At 70.3% G+C, this 19056-nt stretch carries 17 protein-coding genes and 1 riboswitch; of the genes, 11 read left to right on the top strand and 6 right to left on the bottom strand.

The window, feature by feature from the left end; translation table 11 throughout:
• Nucleotide 1: 1 nt before the first annotated feature.
• From UA75_RS01965 to UA75_RS01955, 3 genes are read right to left on the bottom strand one after another with little or no spacing between them, the layout of a single operon-like run.
• Entirely contained in the window at nucleotides 2–832 is an 831-nt protein-coding gene (locus tag UA75_RS01965; protein ID WP_075738361.1) for a carbohydrate ABC transporter permease, read from the bottom strand.
• The gene (locus tag UA75_RS01960) at nucleotides 829–1770 is read right to left on the bottom strand and encodes a carbohydrate ABC transporter permease (protein ID WP_075738359.1); all 942 of its coding nucleotides are present in this window, start codon (nucleotides 1768–1770) and stop codon (nucleotides 829–831) included. The genes UA75_RS01965 and UA75_RS01960 overlap by 4 nt, the downstream gene beginning before the upstream one ends.
• 10 nt (nucleotides 1771–1780) lie before the next feature.
• Nucleotides 1781–3046 (bottom strand): extracellular solute-binding protein, encoded by a 1266-nt coding sequence (locus UA75_RS01955; RefSeq protein WP_075738357.1) that lies wholly within the window; start codon nucleotides 3044–3046, stop codon nucleotides 1781–1783.
• 507 nt (nucleotides 3047–3553) lie between these two features.
• Between UA75_RS01955 and UA75_RS01950 the strand changes: the two genes are divergently transcribed.
• From UA75_RS01950 to UA75_RS01925, 6 genes are all read left to right on the top strand, one after another.
• Nucleotides 3554–4330 (top strand): GntR family transcriptional regulator, encoded by a 777-nt coding sequence (locus tag UA75_RS01950; protein ID WP_075743304.1) that lies wholly within the window; start codon nucleotides 3554–3556, stop codon nucleotides 4328–4330.
• Nucleotides 4331–4931: 601 nt separating this feature from the next.
• Nucleotides 4932–6083 carry a S1 family peptidase gene (locus UA75_RS01945; RefSeq protein WP_075738355.1) on the top strand — a complete coding sequence of 384 codons (1152 nt, stop codon included), beginning with the start codon at nucleotides 4932–4934 and terminating at the stop codon, nucleotides 6081–6083.
• Nucleotides 6084–6647: 564 nt separating this feature from the next.
• Entirely contained in the window at nucleotides 6648–7802 is a 1155-nt protein-coding gene (locus tag UA75_RS01940; protein WP_075738353.1) for a S1 family peptidase, read from the top strand.
• A 262-nt stretch (nucleotides 7803–8064) separates the two neighbouring features.
• On the top strand, nucleotides 8065–9222 hold the full coding sequence (locus tag UA75_RS01935; protein WP_075738351.1) for a S1 family peptidase: 1158 nt from the start codon (nucleotides 8065–8067) through the stop codon (nucleotides 9220–9222).
• 317 nt (nucleotides 9223–9539) lie between these two features.
• Entirely contained in the window at nucleotides 9540–10226 is a 687-nt protein-coding gene (locus UA75_RS01930; protein ID WP_075738349.1) for a S1 family peptidase, read from the top strand.
• Complete coding sequence (locus tag UA75_RS01925) at nucleotides 10223–10894, top strand: S1 family peptidase (RefSeq protein WP_157433939.1); 672 nt, start codon at nucleotides 10223–10225, stop codon at nucleotides 10892–10894. The genes UA75_RS01930 and UA75_RS01925 overlap by 4 nt, the downstream gene beginning before the upstream one ends.
• Nucleotides 10895–11067: 173 nt before the next feature.
• Here the strand turns inward: UA75_RS01925 and UA75_RS01920 are convergent, their stop codons facing one another.
• Entirely contained in the window at nucleotides 11068–11643 is a 576-nt protein-coding gene (locus tag UA75_RS01920) for a GNAT family N-acetyltransferase (protein WP_075738345.1), read from the bottom strand.
• Between the two features lie 192 nt (nucleotides 11644–11835).
• Between UA75_RS01920 and UA75_RS01915 the strand changes: the two genes are divergently transcribed.
• Nucleotides 11836–12669 carry an LLM class F420-dependent oxidoreductase gene (locus UA75_RS01915; RefSeq protein WP_075738343.1) on the top strand — a complete coding sequence of 278 codons (834 nt, stop codon included), beginning with the start codon at nucleotides 11836–11838 and terminating at the stop codon, nucleotides 12667–12669.
• Between the two features lie 192 nt (nucleotides 12670–12861).
• On the opposite strand, the gene thiE is transcribed toward UA75_RS01915, so the two are convergent.
• A complete protein-coding gene (gene thiE, locus UA75_RS01910) occupies nucleotides 12862–13545 on the bottom strand; it encodes a thiamine phosphate synthase (protein WP_075743303.1) in 684 nt (227 codons plus the stop codon).
• A gap of 242 nt (nucleotides 13546–13787) precedes the next feature.
• Nucleotides 13788–13898: riboswitch (TPP riboswitch) on the top strand.
• Between thiE and UA75_RS01905 the strand changes: the two genes are divergently transcribed.
• From UA75_RS01905 to UA75_RS01890, 4 genes are all read left to right on the top strand, one after another.
• Nucleotides 13887–15290 (top strand): FAD-dependent oxidoreductase, encoded by a 1404-nt coding sequence (locus tag UA75_RS01905; protein ID WP_157433938.1) that lies wholly within the window; start codon nucleotides 13887–13889, stop codon nucleotides 15288–15290. Its footprint overlaps the riboswitch before it by 12 nt.
• Nucleotides 15290–15490, top strand: coding sequence for a sulfur carrier protein ThiS (gene thiS / locus UA75_RS01900; protein WP_075738339.1), 201 nt, complete (start codon nucleotides 15290–15292; stop codon nucleotides 15488–15490). Before UA75_RS01905 ends, thiS begins: the two co-directional genes overlap by 1 nt.
• A 5-nt stretch (nucleotides 15491–15495) precedes the next feature.
• Entirely contained in the window at nucleotides 15496–16272 is a 777-nt protein-coding gene (locus UA75_RS01895) for a thiazole synthase (RefSeq protein WP_075738337.1), read from the top strand.
• Nucleotides 16273–16500: 228 nt separating this feature from the next.
• On the top strand, nucleotides 16501–16890 hold the full coding sequence (locus tag UA75_RS01890) for a hypothetical protein (RefSeq protein WP_075738335.1): 390 nt from the start codon (nucleotides 16501–16503) through the stop codon (nucleotides 16888–16890).
• Between the two features lie 74 nt (nucleotides 16891–16964).
• On the opposite strand, the gene UA75_RS01885 is transcribed toward UA75_RS01890, so the two are convergent.
• On the bottom strand, nucleotides 16965–18989 hold the full coding sequence (locus tag UA75_RS01885) for an FUSC family protein (protein WP_157442138.1): 2025 nt from the start codon (nucleotides 18987–18989) through the stop codon (nucleotides 16965–16967).
• Between the last annotated feature and the right edge of the window lie 67 nt (nucleotides 18990–19056).

Genomic DNA, 19056 nt, shown 5'->3' with positions numbered 1-19056 from the left:
GTCATCCCTTCACGGCACCGGCGGTCACGCCGGAGACCAGGTTGCGCTGCACGATCGCGAAGAACGCGACCACCGGCAGCATGAACAGCGTCGAGGTCGCCATGGTGGCGCCCCAGTCGGTTCCGAAGACGGACTGGAACGACTGAAGGAAGATCGGGAGGGTCTGGCCGCTGCCGCTGGGCATCAGGACCAGGGCGTAGAGGAACTCGTTCCACGCGGTGATGAACGCGAACACCGAGCAGGCCACCAGGCCGGGGCCCAGCAGCGGGAACGTCACCTTCCAGAACGCCTGGAACCGGCCGCAGCCGTCCACCATGGCCGCCTCCTCCAGCTCGATCGGGATGCCGTTGACGAAGTTCCGCAGCGTCCACAGGGTGAAGGGCATGGTGATCACCCAGTAGACGAGGATCAACGCGGGCAGCGTGTCGAGCAGGTTGGTGTCCCGCATGAACAGGAACATCGGGATCAACAGGGCCTCGAACGGCGCCATCTGCACGATCAGCACCATCAGGACGAAGCCCTTGCGGCCCCGAAACCGGAACCGCGACAGCGCCAGGGCGGCGAAGAGTCCGACGATCACCGCCAGGAACACCGCGGAGAGCGTCACGATCACGCTGTTGCGCAGATAGATCAGGAAGTCCGACTCGGCGAGCACCGTGACGTAGTGGTCGAGGGTGAATCCCCGAGGGATCAGGTCGTACTCGAGCGAGGTGATCTGCCCGGCGGGCTTCACCGAGCTGCTCACCATCCAGTAGACGGGGAACAGATAGACGACCGCGATCACCACGGCCAGGACGGACAGCCAGGTCCTGGTGGCCTTGCGGGGCTTCATTGCTCACTTCCCTGGGAACGCAGCAGCAGTCGGAGGTACTGGGCACTGATCGCCATCAACACGATCACCATGAGAACGCTGATGGCGGCGGCGACGCCGAAGTTGCCTCTGGCGATGCCCTCGACGTACTGGAGTACCGGCAACGTGGTGCTCCCGCCGTTCGGGCCGCCCTGGCGGAAGGCCCACACCTGCGCGAACACCTTGAAGTCCCAGAGGATCGACATGAACGTGACCAGCGCCAGCATCGGCGCCAGCGGCGGCAGCGTCACATTGCGGAACGTCTGCCAGGCGCTCGCTCCGTCGAGCCCGGCCGACTCGTACTGGTCCTGCGGGATGCCGACCAGCGCCGCATAGAGCGTCATCGCCACGAAGGGCACGGCCTGCCAGACGATCAGCGTGGCGATGATCGCCATGGTGGACAGCCCGGTGGTGAACCAGGAGTAGCGCTCGAAGCCGTCCAGCCCGATCGCCACCAGCGTCTTGTTCAGAATCCCGTAGTTCTGATCGAAGATCCACTGGAAGACGGTGGTCGCGGAGAGCTGCGGCATCGCCCAGGCGAGCAGCAGCGAGACCTGGAGCAGGAGCCGCACGCCGCTGGGCAGTCGCCGCATCAGCAGGGCGAGCAGCAGCGCGAGGCCGATGGTCAGGAGCACGCAGGTGCCGGTGAAGAGCACCGTGCGCAGCGTGATCAGCCAGAATTCAGAGTCGCCCAGCACCTCGACGTAGTTGTCGAAGCCGGTCCAGACGACCTCGCCGCGCACCAGCTCGCCCCGGCCGAGTTCGCGGAAGCTCGTCGTCAGCACCGACACCGCCGGATAGCCGAGCAGGACGATCAGCGTGACCAGTGCGGGCGCGAGCAGCAGATAGGGCATCAGCCGTTCGAGCCGGCGGCGCGGAGTTCGGGTCTCGGCCGCCGGCTCGATCATGGTTGTCGTCATCGCAGGTGATTCAGTCGTTCAGCGTCTCGGTCAACGCCGCGGAGGCATCGGCCGCCGCGTCCTCTAGCGACGCGGTGTCCGTCAGGTAGGCGGTGAGCATCGTCTTGAGCGGGTTCTGCACCTCGACGGCGGCCCAGTTGGGCGAGGCGGGGACGGCGCGGCCCTGTGCCGAGGCCTCGGCCATCGCGGCGGTGGTCGGGTTGCTCTCCAGCGGGCTGGTGTCGGTGGAGGCGCCGGGCACCGCGCCTGCCTCGGCGAGCATCGTCTGGTAGTCGGGGCTGGTGAACATCTCCAGGTAGGACTTGGCGAGCTCGGGGCTGTTCGTGCCTGCCGGGACGGCCAGGTTCTGACCGCCGAGGAACACCGGGGCGGGTCCGCCGTCGATCGAGGGGATCGGGAAGGCCGACACGTTCTCGGCAAGCTCCGGAGCTGCCTCGATCGCGCTGGCGACCTCCCACGGCAGGGCGATCATCTGAGCTGCCTGCCCGCCCGCGAAGACCTCGAACTGCTGGGGCTCGGCCTCGTCGGTGTCCATCGCGGCCGTCGTGTCGGAGGTCTCCACGAGTTCGCGGTAGGCCTCGATCCCGGCCATCGCCTCCGGGGAGTCGAGCGTGCCGGTCCAGGTTCCGTCGGCCTCGGTCGCGATCTCGCCGCCGTTGTCCCAGATCAGCGAGAGCAGGGCGTACCAGGACTGGCCGGGCAGGTAGAGCGACTGGAATGCGCTGTCGTCGCCGTGGACGTCCTCCAGGGTCTCGATGGCGGTGATCCACTCGTCCCAGGAGGTCGGCGGCTCGACCCCGGCCTGCTCGAACAGGTCGGTCCGGTAGGCGACGACCCGGTTCGCGGCCAGCAGCGGCACGCCGTAGACGGCGTCCTCGTACTCGCCGGAGACGGCGAGACCCTCCAGCCACTGATCCCCGGCCAGATCGGCCTTCCAGTCGCTCAGGTCCAGTAAGACGCCCTCGGCGGAGTACGCCGGGTTCTGGGTGTTGCCGAGTTCGATCACGTCCGGCGGGTTGTTGCTCGCGAGCGCGGTGGTGAGCAGGTCCTGGATGCCGTTCCACTGCTGAACGACGTGCTCAATCTCGACGCCGTGCTCGTCCTCGAACTGAGCGTGCAGGGCGGCGGCGTGCTCGTCGCTGAGCGAGCCGTCCATCGTCCAGACCGTGAGTGTCTCCGCGTCGCCGTCATTCGAGCCGCCGCCCGTGCCTGCGCAGCCGGTGGCGAGCAGGGCCACCGAGGCCGCCCCCGCCGCCATCGTCGTCCAGCGCTTCATGTGTGTCCGCCCTTCCGCCCGACGACATCGCGGGCGACCCAGTAGATCCGAGAACCACCAACAGTGGTGTAGACCAATGTGACGAGGGTGGGTGGCGTCACAAGGCATGTCAAGACCGTTGCCGAAGACGTTGCAATAGGGCGACCCGGCGGCGGGGAACTCCGTGGTCGCCCGTGGCCCCCGACCACGGGTTCTGCGCCCGACCCACGCTCCGCACGCACGGCGCCCGCCCGGAGACGACGCGACACCGGGCGATCCGACGACCGCCACGTCGGCGCTCGGCTCGCTCGGCCCGCCGAGACGGTGCCGAGGCGAGCGGCGTCCGCGCGCCGTGGATCATGCGACCCCCGGCCGGAGCGTGCGGCAGACTGACCGTCATCACAGCACAGGCATGCTGTCGTCCGGCACACCACGAAGCGGGACGTGATCTGGTCGTACTCGGGGAGAACCGCATCATGGAGATGCAACATGCGATATGAACATGCGGTTCACAGCGAGGAGGAGGCCATGCTCGGTACCACGCCCGCAGGCGGCGGAGGCGGATCGCCGGTCCGCGTCCAACGGGAGCCCAAGTACTGGGGCCTGAAACGCCACCTGCTCGACCTGCTGCGCTCCATGCCGCCGGGGACCCCGATTCCCACCGAACGATCGCTGGCGGCCGACTTCGACGTGTCACGGACGACCGTCCGGCAGGCGCTCGCCGAGCTGACCGTGGAGGGGCGGCTGCTCCGGGTGCAGGGCAAGGGCACCTTCGCCGCCGAGCCGAAGGTGGCACAGCGGCTGCAACTCTCGTCGTACACCGAGGACATGCGGGCGCAGGGACGACAGCCCGCCTCACGGATGCTGGAGTCCGACGAGCTGCCCGCCGAGACCGAGCTGGCCAGGCTGCTCGACGTGAAGGCGGGCGCCAAGGTCCTGCGGCTGCGCAGGCTGCGGCTGGCCGACGGGGAGCCGATGGCCATCGAGACGACCCACCTCGCGCTCGGCAGGTTCCGGGGACTGCGCAGGCACATCGCCAACGGCGGGTCGCTCTACGAGGTGCTGCGCGAGCGGTTCGGCGTCGAGCTCGGGCACGCCGAGGAGACGATCGAGACGGCGCTGGCCAGCCCCGAGGAGGCCGAGCTGCTCGGCTCCGACATCGGACTGCCAATGCTGCTGCTGTCTCGGCACTCCTTCGACACCACCGGCGAGCCGGTCGAGTGGGTCCGTTCGCTGTACCGGGGTGATCGGTACAAGTTCGTCGCCAGGCTGAACCCGCCGCTGCCGGGCAGCAGGCGCGACTGAGCAGACGCGGACGCGCCGGGGGGTCACACCGGGCGGCCGCGATCGACGTGACGTTCGTCTCGACCGGTTCCGGGGGACGTCGCGCTCCCCTCGGCGACGCCTCGTCCGAGGCGATCATTCCTTCGGCGCGGCTCGCGCGCGGGCACCGACGACGAGCGGGATTGGTACGTCTACTTCTGACGGACTGCGTCAGCCCATAGGTTGCCAGGCAACAACAGCGGGCGACCGGCCGTCACCTTCCGTGAATCTACCGGGGGGTAGATCACTCCCTGTACGTCAAATGGACGCCAAAGATCGCCCTGTTCCCCCGAATGGCGGCTTTCACCAGGAGGTTACGGGGCCATAACTTCACCCCTAACGGGTGACGGTTCACCCGAAATGGTCTGAGAAATTCGCTCAGGCGGCGGGCTCGTTGAGCGCGTCGACCCGGTCTCGAAGACCCTGACGAGGCAGTCCGAACCGGACGTCGAGACAGGACGGGGAGATCGGCCGACACGCGACGCGGTCGGCCTTCACGTCGAGAAGTTCCCGCGGGCAGGCCCCTGCCAGAGTCCCTGCCCGCGGGGTTGTCCCAGCACTCGTATCCACGAGGAGACAACTGATGAATCGCAGATTCGCGGCTCGCGTTACCGGAGCGATGGTCCTCGCGGCGGGAACCGCCGTCGGGCTGTCCTTCCCCGCGGTGGCAGACCCCGCCTCGGACACGGACGGCTCGGCTCCCCAGACCACGGCGGCCCCGGAGATGCTGGCCGCCATGCAGCGCGATCTCGGACTCACCGAGGCGCAGGCGACCGCGAGAATCGCTCAGGAGGCCGTGGCGGTCACCGCCGAGTCCACCTTGCGCGGCACGCTCGGCACGACCTTCGGCGGGGCGGTGTTCGACGCGGAGCTCGGGAAGCTCGTGGTCGGCGTGACCGACGCCGCCTCGGCCGACGCGGTGCGAGCGGCGGGCGCGGTTCCCACCGTGGTCGAGTTCAGCGCGAGCGAGCTGGACGCGATCAAGGCTCAGATCGACGCTCTCGACGTGCCCGCAGGCGTGAACTCCTGGGGCGTCGACCCCGCGGACAACAGCGTGGTCGTCACCCTCGACTCCTCGGCCATCGACGCGGCCACCGAGGCCTTCGTGGCCGAAGCGAGCGCGCTGAGCGACGCCGTGACGATCGCGGAGGAGGCGGGCTCCCCTGTTCCACTCGCCGACATCATCGGCGGCGACCCCTACTACTTCGGCGGCAGCCGCTGCTCGATCGGCTTCTCGGTCGAGGGCGGATACGTCACCGCAGGCCACTGTGGCACCGTGGGCACGGCGACGCAGGGCAGCGACAACAGCCCACTGGGCACCGTCGCGGGCTCGACCTTCCCCGGCGCGGACATGGGCTGGGTCGAGACGAACTCCAACTGGACGCCCACCCCGCTGGTCAACGACTACGAGGGCGGCACCGTCACGGTGACCGGCTCGTCCGAGGCCGCCGTCGGCGCGTCGGTCTGCCGTTCCGGCTCCACCACCGGCTGGCAGTGCGGCGAGATCGAGGGCAAGGGCCAGAGCGTCAGCTACCCGCAGGGCACCGTCGCGGGTCTCACCCAGACCAGCGCGTGTGCCGAGGGCGGCGACTCGGGCGGCTCGTGGCTGAGCGGCACCGAGGCGCAGGGCGTCACTTCCGGTGGTTCCGGCAACTGCTCCCTCGGCGGGACGACCTTCTTCCAGCCCCTCAACCCGATCCTCTCCGAGTACGGCCTGACGCTGACTACCGGCTGATCTCGGTCTGATCCGGCCGAAACGGCCTTCTCCTTTCGGCTCCGGCGACTCCCACCAGAGCGCCCTCATCCATTCGGGTGAGGGCGCTCTGTCGTGCTGCCTGGGCTGGTCCGAACGGACGTGCCGCGACTGGATCGATCGGCGGCACGAAAACCCACGGAGAGCATCGATCGATTGCTCCATGGCCCCTGACCAGCACTTTTGATCTTCATCGGCATTACTTTCCGTTATCTAGTTGCCGGCTGTTATGACACTTTTAACCTCGAATGGCGGATATTCGTAACAAGATCATCGGCCAAAACTCCCATGACAGGGGGCTTCTCAATTCACGTGACCGGATCCGAACAGCAACGAAAGAGGACGTCGATGAGACCTCCGTCCAGTCGTTCGCGGGCAGCGCTCCACGAGAGCCGCCAGTCGGCGAGAGACCGGCAGTCGTCCCGTCACATCCCTTCCGGTTCGGCATTCGAGCCACGTGCATCGCCCCCGACAGCCGGGCGGAACCCTGCCGACCCCTGCACCCGCCCGGTGCGTCCCTGCAGAGAAGACCATGGGAGACACAAGATGAAGCAGCTCAGCGCGGCGCGGATCGCCGCCGCGTTCTTGGCGGCGGCCGGTACCACGGCCGCCCTCACCCTGCCCGCCGCCGCCGCAGACCCCACCACGGACTCGGTGACCTCGGCGGTGTCCCCGCAGATGCTCTCCGCGATGGAGCGCGACCTCGGTCTCACCGAGGCACAGGCGCTGACCCGGCTCACTCAGGAGGCGGACGCCGTCGAGATCGAGGAGAGCCTGCGCTCGACCCTCGGCACGAGCTTCGGCGGCGCCAGATTCGACGCCGGGGCGGGCACCCTCGTCGTCGGCGTCACCGACAGCGCCGACCTGGCTGAGGTGCGCGCCGCAGGCGCCATCGGCGAGGTCGTCGACGACAGCCTGCAGAGCCTCGAAGGCGTGACCGCCGCGCTCGACACGCAGCTGGACTCGATTCCGGAGGGCGTCACCGGCTGGTACGTCGACGTGGAGCAGAACACGGTCGTGATGACCGTCTCCGAGAACGTCGAGGGCGCCACGCAGGCCGGGGCCGACCTGGTCACCTCGGTCGGCCTGACCGAGGCCGACGTCACGATCGTGGAGAACGCCGAAGAGCCGAAGACGCTCTACGACGTCCGAGGCGGCGACGCGTACTACTTCGGCGGCAGTCGCTGCTCGATCGGCTTCTCCGTCCAGGGCGGGTACGTCACGGCCGGGCACTGTGGCGGCGTGGGCACGGCCACCCAGGGCAGCAACCGGGTCGCCTCCGGCAGCGTCGCCGGCTCCGTCTTCCCGGGCAGCGACATGGGCTGGGTCCGCACCAACTCCAACTGGGTCCCCCGTGGCGTGGTGAACCGCTACAACGGCGGCACCGTCGCGGTCGCAGGCTCCACCGAGTCGGCCATCGGCGCATCGATCTGCCGGTCCGGCTCCACCACCGGCTGGCGCTGCGGCACCGTCCAGGCCAAGAACCAGACGGTCAACTACGCCCAGGGCGCAGTCCGTGGCATGACCCGCACCAACGCCTGCGCCGAGGGCGGCGACTCCGGGGGCTCGTGGCTGAGTGGCAGCCAGGCGCAGGGCGTCACCTCCGGCGGCTCCGGCAACTGCTCGATCGGCGGCACCACCTTCTTCCAGCCCCTCAACCCGATCCTCAGCCGCTGGGGCCTCACCCTCGTCAGGGGCTGAACCCGGTATTGCCACTCGCGTCGTCGCTGAGGACGACCGAGGGTGATCTCGCGGAGGCCGTCCCGCCTGGGTCCCCCGTTCGCGGGACGGCCTCCGTCACCGGCGCACTCGCCGGAACAACACCACGCGAGACGACCGAGAAGCCCGAGACGTCCTGGGGCGCCTCGGGAATCACCGAGGTCCCGTCTCGCGGGCACCCCGAGTCTCCGGCCGGGCCACACATCGACGCACCGACCGGATCGCCACAACAACGGGAGAACAGATGAAGCGCATCACGGTCGGCCGACTGGCCGCCGCAGTGATCGCGACGGCAGGCACCGCCGTCGCCATCGTATTACCCGGTACCGCGACCGCGACCTCGGTGGACACCGAGTCCCGCAGCACGGCGACGGCGACCGCCTCGCCGGACATGCTGGCCGCGATGGAGCGCGACCTCGGGCTGACCGAGGCCGAGGCCCTCACCCGGCTGGACCAGGAGGCCGACGCGAGCAAGCTGGCCGAGACCCTCAAGTCCGATCTGGGCGACGTGTTCGGCGGCGCGCGGTTCGACGACGCCACCGGATCGCTCGTCGTCGGAGTCACCTCCGCCGAGGCGGCGGCCGAGGTCCGCGCCGAGGGCGCGACCGCCGAGGTCGTCACGTTCTCGGAGAGCGAGCTCAACGGCGTGACCGACGCCCTCAACGCGGTCGAGGAGCAGCCTGCCGGGGTCACCGGCTTCTACGTGGACCCGGCCGAGAACGCCGTGGTCCTCACCACCTCGATCGGCAGCGCCGCTGCGGGCGAGGCCCTGGTCGCCGAGGCGGGCGTCGACAAGGCGGCCGTGACGGTCGTGGAGTCGACCGAAGCACCGGAGCCCTTCTTCGAGATCTGGGGCGGCGACCCGTACTACCCGGGCAGCAGCCGCTGCTCGGTCGGCTTCGCCGTGACCGGCGGCTTCGTGACCGCCGGACACTGCGGCGGCGTCGGCGTCTCCACGACCGGCTACAACGGTGCCGCGCAGGGCACCGTGGCGGGCTCGATCTTCCCCGGCCGCGACATGGGCTGGGTCCGCACCAACGCCAGCTGGCAGTCCGACCCGTACGTGTACCAGTACAACGGCAACGTCGTGGTCGTCAGCGGCTCCACCGTCGCCCTCCCGGGCAGCTCGGTCTGCCGCTCCGGCTCCACCACCGGCTGGTGGTGCGGCTCGATCCAGGCCCTCAACCAGAACGTCACCTACCCGCAGGGCACCGTCACCGGTCTGACCAGGACCAACGTCTGTGCCCAGCCCGGTGACTCCGGCGGCTCGTTCATCACGGGCAACCAGGCACAGGGCGTCACCTCCGGCGGCTCCGGCAACTGCAGCATCGGCGGAATCACCTACTTCCAGCCCGTCAACCCGATCCTGTCCCAGTACGGCCTCACCCTGACCACGGGATGATGACCGGCCTTCGACGTCGGTGAGCCTTCCCTGCGGGCTCGCCGTTCCGAGAGGGGAGTCCCCGCACGACGCGACGTCGTGCGGGGACGCCCCCGGCCGCATCGACGGCCGGCCGGCCTCGCCCGAGCGACCCGCGCTTGCCGCGATCGGTCGGACGGCCACGAGCTGCGCGGCGACGCCGACGGCTCCACGGGACTCGGCCGCCGCCGACACCCCGCTCAGCCTCCCCCTCATCTGCCCGCCCCGCCCCGAACACCACGACCGCCGTACATCGACGTCGTCGGTCGAGCGCATCGCCACACCTCCTGGAGCACGTCATGAGAACCCTCCACCGCGTCCTGATCGCACTCACCGCCCTGGCCCTCCTCCTCGGAGGCGCTCCGGGCGCCCTGGCGGAGACCACGCGTCCCGCCGACGAGAACACCCGACCCGGCGTCGACCAGCTCGTGCCCATCGCGGGCGGCTCGCTGGTGTCCGTCGGGACAACGGGATCACCCTGTCGGGTGTCCTTCACCGTGACCGGCGGCTTCCTCGCCCCGGCGAGCTGCGGCCAGCCGCCCGCCGTGGTGCGCGTCGGGTCCACCGTCATCGGGAACATCGCCTACGCAGGCAACACCTGGGTCTACGCCACCACGCTGTCCAACGTGACCCTCCAGGGCTGGGTGATCAATCCCGGCGCCGGGAACGTCCCGATCACCGGCTCGGTGGAGACGCCCGTCGGCGGGCAGGTCTGTCGAGTCGGCTACACCAGCGGGGTGATGTGCGGGACGCTCCAGGCCAAGAATCAGACCGTCAGCTTCCCGTGGGGAACGGTGTACGGCCTGACCAGGACCAACATCTGCCCTGACTCCGGCAGCACCGCCGCATCGCAGATCTTCACCGGCTCGCAGGCCCAGGGCATCCCGGTCGGCGGCTCCGGCAACTGCGCCACCGGAGGAACCACGATGTTCCAGCCGGTGAACCCCATCCTGAACGCACTCGGCGTCGCACTGGTGACGAGTTGAGCGGCGTGGGGACTCGGCTGCGTCGCGCACTGTCCTGTCTGCTCACCCTCGGGCTGCTCTGCCTTCTCACCCTGGGGAGCGGGACCGCCGTCGCGGCGGCGACCGGCTCTACCGAGCAGGCACAACTCGTCCTGAGAGGCGGTCAGGCCGTCCAGATCGCGGGCGGTCATTGTGCGGTCGGGTTCACCGTCGAGGGCGGCTTCCTCACCGCAGGGCACTGCGGCTCGACCGGAGCCCCGGTGTCCGCAGGCGGCCAGAGCATCGGCACGGTCGCGGGCTCGGTCTTCCCCGGCTCCGACATGGCCTGGGTGCGGACGGCCACATCGGTGCTCCTCGCCCCGGAGATCGATCGGCACGACGGCACGGTCGAGGTCGTGACCGGGGTTGGTCCACCGCCTACCGGTGCCCCGGTCTGCTTCTCCGGCCCGGTCGGCGGCTGGCGCTGCGGCTCGATCACCGGATTGAATCAGACCGTCTCGATGCCGGGTGGGGTTGTCACCGGCCTGATCGCCACGAACATCCCGGTGTATCCCGGCGAGTCCGGCGGCCCGCTGATCGCCGACGGTCGGGCGGTGGGGACGCTGGTCGGCGGCACGACGACCCGCAGCTACTTCCAACCGGTGACTCCGGCGCTGCAACAGTGGGGGTTGGCGATCAACATCGGCTGAGGCAGGCGGGCCGGAATCCGTCGACGAGGTGTCTGTCTGGGGCCGCCGAGCCTGGCGAACGGCTCGGCAGGCACCCGTCGTCGACCGGATGTCCACCACGCTCCGCGTGTGGTCGCCGCGTCGGCCGACCAACCCGGCCCGGATCATGCGGACCGGTGCCGCCGTCGGTGGACTCAGGCGGGTGCGGACTCCTCGGGACGCGGGTCGGTGGACAGCATCGCCATGAAGAGGGCGTCGCGCCATCGGCCCTCCCAGCGCAGCGCGTCGCGGTGCACGCCCTCGACGGTGAACCCGCACTTCTCGTAGACCCGACGCGCCCTCGGATTGAAGTCGAAGACGTCCAGGCTGATCCGATGCAGGCCCGCGACGTCGAAGGCATAGGCCACGACCAGCCGCGTCGCCTCGGTCCCGATACCCCGGCCGAAGACCTCCGGGCCGAGCAGCCCGATCCGGAAGCTCACCGAGGCGTTGTCCGGGTCCAGGTCGTTGAGGACCACCTCGCCCACCACGGCACCGTCCGCGCGACGGACGACCGCCCAGTCGGCCCGGTCATGGTGCTCCCGTCTGGTGGCGAGCCACTGCCGGATCTGCGGCTCGGTGAACTGCTGATGCGTGCCGGTCAGCCGGTTGGACTCCTCGTCCCCGAGCATCCGCCAGATGCCGTCGAAATGTCGCTCCGTCTGAGGTTCGAGCCGGATCGACCGGCCGTGGAGGACGGGTTGATCTCGGAAGACGTCCGCTCGGATCACCGAGCGAGTCAACCAGCGCAGGGCGGCGACCGTCTATCGAATTCGGCTGCGGACGGCCGACACGTCCGCCCTGCGGGCCTGGAGATCACTCATCGCGAGCCCGATCCGTGCGAAGAATCTCCCAACCAGTGGACGGCGGGTAACAATCCGACGCCGTCCGCGTTGCACGTGGAGACGGAAAGGAGACGCCACATGGGTGTCACGTTGGGCAGGATCGGGATCTGGCGCGGAGCACCGGGGGTGACCGAGGACCTCGCGGTGGAACTGGACCGCCTCGGCTTCGGCGCGTTGTCCATCGGCGGCTCACCGCCGGGAGACCTCCGACTCGTGGAGTCGGTGCTCGACGCGACGGAGCGGCTGACGGTCACGACCTCGATCGTCAACATCTGGCAGGTGCCCGCTCACCAGGTGGCGGCCTCCTACCACCGGATCGCCGAACGGCATCCCGACCGCTTCCTGCTCGGTATCGGAATCGGCCATCCCGAGGCGACCTCGGACTATCGACGGCCGTACGCCACGCTGGTCGACTATCTCGACGAACTCGACGCCGAGGGCGTCGGCGTCGAGGCTCGGGCGCTGGCGGCGCTGGGCCCGAAGGTGCTGCAACTGGCCGGTGATCGGACGGCGGCGGCCCTGCCCTACCTGACCAACCCGGAGCACACCCGGCAGGCACGGGAGATCCTCGGCTCGGCTGCGACGCTGGCCGTGGAGCAGAAGGTCGTCCTGGAGACCGACCCGGAGCGGGCCCGCGCGATCGGCCGTCCCCCGGTGGCGAACCCGTACCTGTCGCTGACCAACTATCTCAACAACCTGCGTCGTCTCGGCTTCTCCGACGAGGAGCTGGCCGACGGCGGCAACGATCGCGTGATCGACGCGCTGGTGGCCTGGGGCGACATCGACGCAGTCGCCGCCAGGGTCGAGGAACACATCGCGGCGGGGGCCGATCACGTCAGCCTCCAGGTGCTCACCGAGCGGGACGATGAACTGCTGCCCGCTTATCGCGCACTCGCCGACCGGCTGCTCTGACGCCGAGGTGCGGCGCCGCAGGCCGCTGGTGAGCACCCGGCGGCCTGCGGCATCCGGCGAAGGCGACGAAGAAGCCCGGCAGCGTTCGGGTGCGGGGTCCTCCCGGCTCGCTCCGCTGCGCGCCGCGCGGGTCGGGAGGAGCCGCTCGCGGGGTCCTCGCGGCGAAGCAGCCTGCTGGTTCGCCGCGACGTCCTAGGCCTCGCGAAGCCGGGTGGACAACGCCCGCGCCGCAGCCTCGGGGTCGGCCGCCTCGGTGATCGCCCGGACGACCACCACTCGATCGGCGCCCGCCGCAAGGACCTCGTCAAGGCGCGGCAGGTCGATGCCGCCGATCGCGAACCACGGCCTGGGCCTGCCGTCGACGGACTGCGCGGCCGTCGATCGGACGAGGTCGAGTCCGGGTGCGGTCCGACCGGGCTTGGTCGGGGTCGGCCAGCACGGTCCGGTACAGAAGTAGTCCACGCCGGGTTCCGTCGCCGCCGAGGCCGCCTGCCTCACGTCATGGGTGGATCGGCCGATGATCGGTTCGTCGCCGGTCACCCGTCGAGCCCAGCTCACCGGGAGGTCGCCCTGGCCGAGGTGCAGGACGTCGGCGCCCGAGGCCAGGGCGATGTCGGCTCGGTCGTTCACGGCGAGCAGTGCGCCGTACTCGACACAGCACTCCGCGATCACCGCCAGTGCGGCCAGCTCCTCCGTAGCCTCCAACGGTTCCGCAGGCCGCCCCTTGTCCCGTAGCTGGACGATGTCGACACCGCCACGCAGCGCCGCCGAGACGAACTCGGCGAGATCGCCGCGCTCGCGACGGGCGTCCGTGCAGAGGTACAGCCGCGCGTCGGCCAGCCGGTCTCGCCGCTGTGCGGCACTCATCCCAGGCATGCCGCCCAGCATAAGAGCCTGTCTTCGGTCCCCCTGGAGTCGTGAGCGGGGATCGGCGTGGCTGAGCTGCCAGGCGACTCGAGGGAGCCAGGGTGACCGACGATGACGCCGCCGATCGCCGCGCCTGCCCGCGCGACTCCGACAGCAGGGATCAGAAACAGGCTCTTCAGAGCGTGCCGTCGATTCCTGCTTCGGCGAGGGCGAATGGTGGCCGAGGGCCGTCCCGGCGGGTTACGGTGAGGGCCGGTCCGCACGGGAGCCCTGAGGGAACAGGGCTGAGAGGGGGTCTGCCGACCCCGACCGTCGAACCTGATCCGGGTCATGCCGGCGCAGGGAGCGTGGTGTCAACAGTGATGGGTGTTCGGTCGAACCGAGGACGACTCGCCGTGATCGGCGGGGGCGTGATCGGGCTGTCGACGGCCTGGCGGGCCGCGGCCCGAGGTCTTGACGTCACGGTGATCGATCCGCGGCCGGGTTCCGGGTCTTCGTGGGTGGCGGGCGGCATGTTGGCGCCGGTGTCCGAGGCCTGGCCCGGCGAGGACGCGCTGTTGGAACTCGGCGCGGCCTCGCTGCGAGCCTGGCCTGACTTCGCCGCCGAGTTGGCGGCGTCGTCCGGCCGGGAGCCGGGTCTGCGCACCGAGGGCACGGTGGTGGTCGCCGCCGATCGCGCGGACCAGACGGACCTGGATCGGCTCGCCGCTTATCTGGCGCATCTCGGCCGCGAAGTCGACCGGCTCGACGGCCGTGAAATGCGCAGACTGGAACCGGCGCTCGGCCCGGCCGTCCGCGCGGGTCTCTCGGTCCCCGGCGATCTCGCGGTGGACAACCGCATGCTGCTGACGGCACTGCGCGCAGCCTGCGACCGAGGCGGTGTCCGATTCCTGGCCCGTGAGGCGGTGTCGGCGGCGAGCCGCCCAGAGGATGGAGCGGCGAGCCACCCAGTCGACAGAGCGGCGAGCCGCCCAGAAGATGGAGCAGCGAGCCACCCAGTCGACAGAGAGGCAAGCCGCCCAGCGGGCAGAGCAGCGAGCCACCCCGAAGACAGAGCAGCAAGCCGCCCGGGCGATGGAGCGCCGAGCAGACCGGCAGGCGATCCCGGCGCTGCCTCGGCAGGCGGCCGGGTGTGGTTGACGGGCCCTGATGGCGCCGAGCCGCTCGACTTCGATCACGTCGTCATCGCCGCAGGCCCGTGGAGCACCGGCCTGCACGAACGGCTTCGCGGCGCGCTGCACCCGGTCAAGGGCGAGGTCCTCCGCCTGCGAGCGAGGCCGGGGACGCTGCCGCCGCCTCGGCGCACCGTCCGGGGGCGGGTCCGGGGCAGACCGGTCTACCTGGTGCCCCGCGACGAGGACGGGCTCGTCGTCGGCGCCACCCAGTACGAGGCGGGTTTCGACACCGCCGTCACCGCAGGCTCGGTGCGCGACCTGCTGCGCGACGCCGAGGTCCTGCTGCCCGCGATCGCCGAGTACGAACTGCTCGAATGTGCCGCCGGACTCCGTCCCGCGACAGCGGACAACCTGCCGCTGATCGGCGAGCTGGCGCCCGGCCTGCTGGTGGCCGCAGGCCATCACCGCAACGGCTTCCTGCTGGCCCCGATCACGGCCGACGCCGTGGTCGATGCGCTGCTCGGCCTGCCGACGGCGTCCGTCCTGAGCGCGGCAGACCCCGCCCGACTCCGGTCCGCATCGAGTCCGGGCGAGCCGACGATCGCGGCATCCCACGCCGACCTGGAGGAATCCGACTGATGAACGTGCTGATCAACGGCGTCGACCGCGAACTCGCCGACGGCGCCACCGTCGCCGACGCCGTCCGTGCCTGCGACGCACCGAGATCCGGCGTGGCGGTCGCCGTCGACGGTGTCGTGGTGCCGAGGGCGCGATGGGACGAGGTCGTGCTGCGACCTGCGGACACCGTCGAGCTGCTGACCGCCGTGCAGGGAGGCTGACCGACGTGGACGACACCCTGACGATCGCAGGCCGGGAGTTCTCCTCGCGCCTGATCATGGGCACCGGCGGCGCGACCGGACTCGGCGAGCTGGAGCGGGCGCTGGTGGCCTCCGGCACCGAGCTGACCACGGTGAGCATGCGTCGCACGGACACCTCGGGCGGGGCGGGCGTGCTCGATCTGCTGCGCAGGCTGGCGATCGACGTCCTGCCCAACACGGCCGGGTCCCGCACCTCGGCCGAGGCGGTGCTGACCGCCCGGCTGGCCAGAGAGGCCCTGGCGACCGACTGGGTCAAGCTGGAGGTCGTCGCCGACGACGACACGCTCCTGCCCGACCCGGTCGAACTGCTGGACGCCGCCGATCAGCTCGTCACCGACGGCTTCGTGGTCCTGGCCTACACCAACGACGATCCCGTGCTGGCCGCCCGACTGGCGGACGTCGGCTGCGCGGCGGTGATGCCGCTGGGCTCGCCCATCGGGACCGGTCTCGGCATCCGCAACCCGCACAACATCGAGCTGATCGTCGCGCGCGCCACCGTGCCGGTGATCCTGGACGCCGGGATCGGGACGGCATCGGACGCGGCGCTGGCGATGGAGCTGGGCTGCGACGCAGTGCTGCTCGCGACGGCGGTGACCAGGGCGAACGAACCGGCCCGGATGGCGAGGGCGATGCGGGCGGCCGTCGCGGCAGGCCGGGACGCCCGGCTGGCGGGCCGGATTCCCCGACGCTTCTGGGCCCACGCCTCCAGCCCGGACCGCGACGACCGGACGGCGGCCGGGTGACGGCGGGGTGACGTGGCTGGGCTGCCATCCGCCCGAGTGAACACTCTTGACGTGGCACCGGCACGAACAGCCACCATCGATCACCGATCGTGATCACGTGGAGGTAGTCCGACGGCACGCTGATCGGATACCGAAGGAAGTCCACCAGTTCGCCCGACCCGACCGTGGACATCAGGACGGCGAATCGAAAAGGGTCGAGATTCGCGTCAACCGGGCAGGCTGGAAAAAGTGATCGACCGAGACACCGTCGAAGGCGTCCTGGAAGCCGCCGAAGACGACTACATCAGCGTTCCTGAGATCATCTACTTCGTGCGCCACCAGGCACCAGACCACTTCTCTCGGCTGCGAATAGCAGCCACCGTCGCTGAGAAGCTGGTCATGGAAGGTCGGATAGTTCCGGGAGATCTGACCGCAGACGGCTTCGCGCCCTGGCGGCAGAGCCGAGAGGAGTCGGCGGAGTACATCGTCAGCGAGTGCAACAGAAAAGCCGATCGTGGCGAACGGGTCCATCCAGGCGAGATCGCCTGGTTCGACATCCCGAGCCAGACGCCGGCCCGAGCCGAAGGAGAGGAGAAGACCAGACTCGACTCACCACCCGCAGAACGCCCACCGAGCTGAGCAGACTCCCGATGGTGAGCCTGCTCGATGTGAACACCTCGCACCTGCATGGCGCAGCTGTTCGCCGTCCGCCGTCAGTCGTCGACCGACGGCACCGCGTCCTCCCGTGCCAGGCTCCATCGGTCGGGCTGCCGTGGATCGGCGGTCATGCCCAGCGACTCGCCGTCCGCGTCGAAGGCGCTGGGCTCGCTCCAGTCGACGGCGCGGACCTCCTCGATGGCGGAGCGGGCGATCAGGGTGGCCTCCAGGATCGGCGCGACCAGCAACGTCGGCCCGGCCAGGCTGCTGAGGTCGACCCTGGCAGGCTGTCTGCTCTCGTAGTCGAGCACCCGTTCCGCAGTCACGGCCGCGGGCAGCGCCTTCGCCCGTTCGTCGTCGGGCCGAAACGCCATCTGGGCCAGTGCGGCCCGCAGCGCGTGCACCGCCGAGGCAGCGCGACGCACCGTCCACTGTGCCTCGGGGCCTGCCTCCTCCAGCCGGGCCTGCAAGCCGAGCAGGTCCTGCGTCCTGCGCAGCGCGACGACGTTCGCCGAGCGCAGCGCGCGTCGGCCCTCCCTGGTGTCCAGCGCGCCGTGCGCTCCGGCGGCCAGGTCGCGCACCGCGTATACCGCCCGGTGCAGGGTGCCCGGCACGTCCGGCGTGATGCTGCCGGGCAGCACCAGATAGCTGAGGAAGCCGACGAGCAGGGCGATCGTCGCACCGATCGCGCTGATGGCGGTGATGTTGATCGCCAGTGCGGTCGGCGCACGGTCCTCCTGGAGGACCCGGACCACCACGATCACGCCGAGCAAGCAGAACAACAACAGCGGCAGGCTGGTCCGCAGTCGGGAGGCGCCGAGGATCATCGCGACGAGGCCGAACGGCAGCAGGACGCCCGGCCAGGGCAGGAAGGCGGCGACGACCGCGAGGAGCGCGACGACGAACACCACCACCCCGGTTCGTTGCAGGGCGCCTTCCATCGTGTCCCGCAGCATCGGCTGCAACACGGCGTACAGCACCAGAAGCAGGGGCGCGGCCGACTCGTCCGGCAGCCACAGGACCGCCACCATTCCCGCGGTGACGGCCAGTGCGCAGCGCAGGGAGTGCCGGAACAGCGAGGAGCGGAACGACAGGTGGGCGAGCAGGACGCCGATCGCTCGGTGCATCGCGGCCCGCGCCGAGGCCCTCGGCGCCCGGCCGGGCACCCGTTCCAGCACGGCGATCCGAATCCGCTCCAGACCGACGCGCATCGTGTCCACCGAGTCCGGCAGTTCGGCGTCACCGTGCAGATGTATCGCCCTGGCCGCCGGATCGAGCCTGGCCAGCGACGGCAGCCCGGTGCACGCCCTGGCCCGTACCGCGATGGCCAGCTCGGTCGCCACCAGCTCGGCGTCGTCGAGAACGGCCTGCAGGCGCTCCTCCTCGACGCCGTCGGCCTGATCCGTCTGCACCGCCAGCATTGCCCGGCCTGCCCGGTACTCGGCGGTCCCCACCAGGATTCGGCCCAGCCACTCCGGTGATCCGTCCGACCGCCAGATCCGCGTCGCATAGTCGAGGGAGCCGGGGTCGCGGTCGGTCAGCGTACCCGCGACGATCGCCCTGGTCGGGCCGGACGGATCGTCGCGGCCGGTGGACACCCGCAGCGCGACGGCCAGGGCCAGCCCGACCGCGCCGGTGAAGAACACCAGCGCCGGGCCGTCCTCGGCGCTGATGCCGCCGGTGATCGCCACCAGCGACGCGGCGGCGAGACTCTGCCCGACCACCGCGTAATGCCTGCCCAGCGTCGCGAGCATTCCCGAGCCGAACACGATGAGGAAGACGACGACCACCGCCGTCACCCCGCTCAGCAGGGAACCCGCCGCCATCACGACGATCAGCGCGGGCCCCGCCCAGGAGAGGGTTCGCAGGTCGGCGCGCAGCGGCCCGCCGCCCGCGACGACAAGGCTGAACACGGCGACGAGCGCGCCCGCGATCGCCGCGCCGCCGAAGCCGAGCAGCACTGCGGGCAGCGCGCCGATGCCGATGACCAGCGTCGTCAGCACCACCTGCCGCATCGGCACCGTGCCCGACTGCGGCAGTGATACCGGAATCCATACGTCTGTCAAGACCCGACCAGCCACGGGTCCGATGATCCATGAATCATCGACGAATGTGGTGGCAGCGCGCGGGGTGGCTCCGTTCGGAACC

This window comes from Actinoalloteichus sp. GBA129-24 (genome assembly GCF_001941645.1).
GTDB classification, from domain to species: domain Bacteria; phylum Actinomycetota; class Actinomycetes; order Mycobacteriales; family Pseudonocardiaceae; genus Actinoalloteichus_A; species Actinoalloteichus_A fjordicus.
This window is presented reverse-complemented; position numbering and strand designations above follow the sequence as displayed.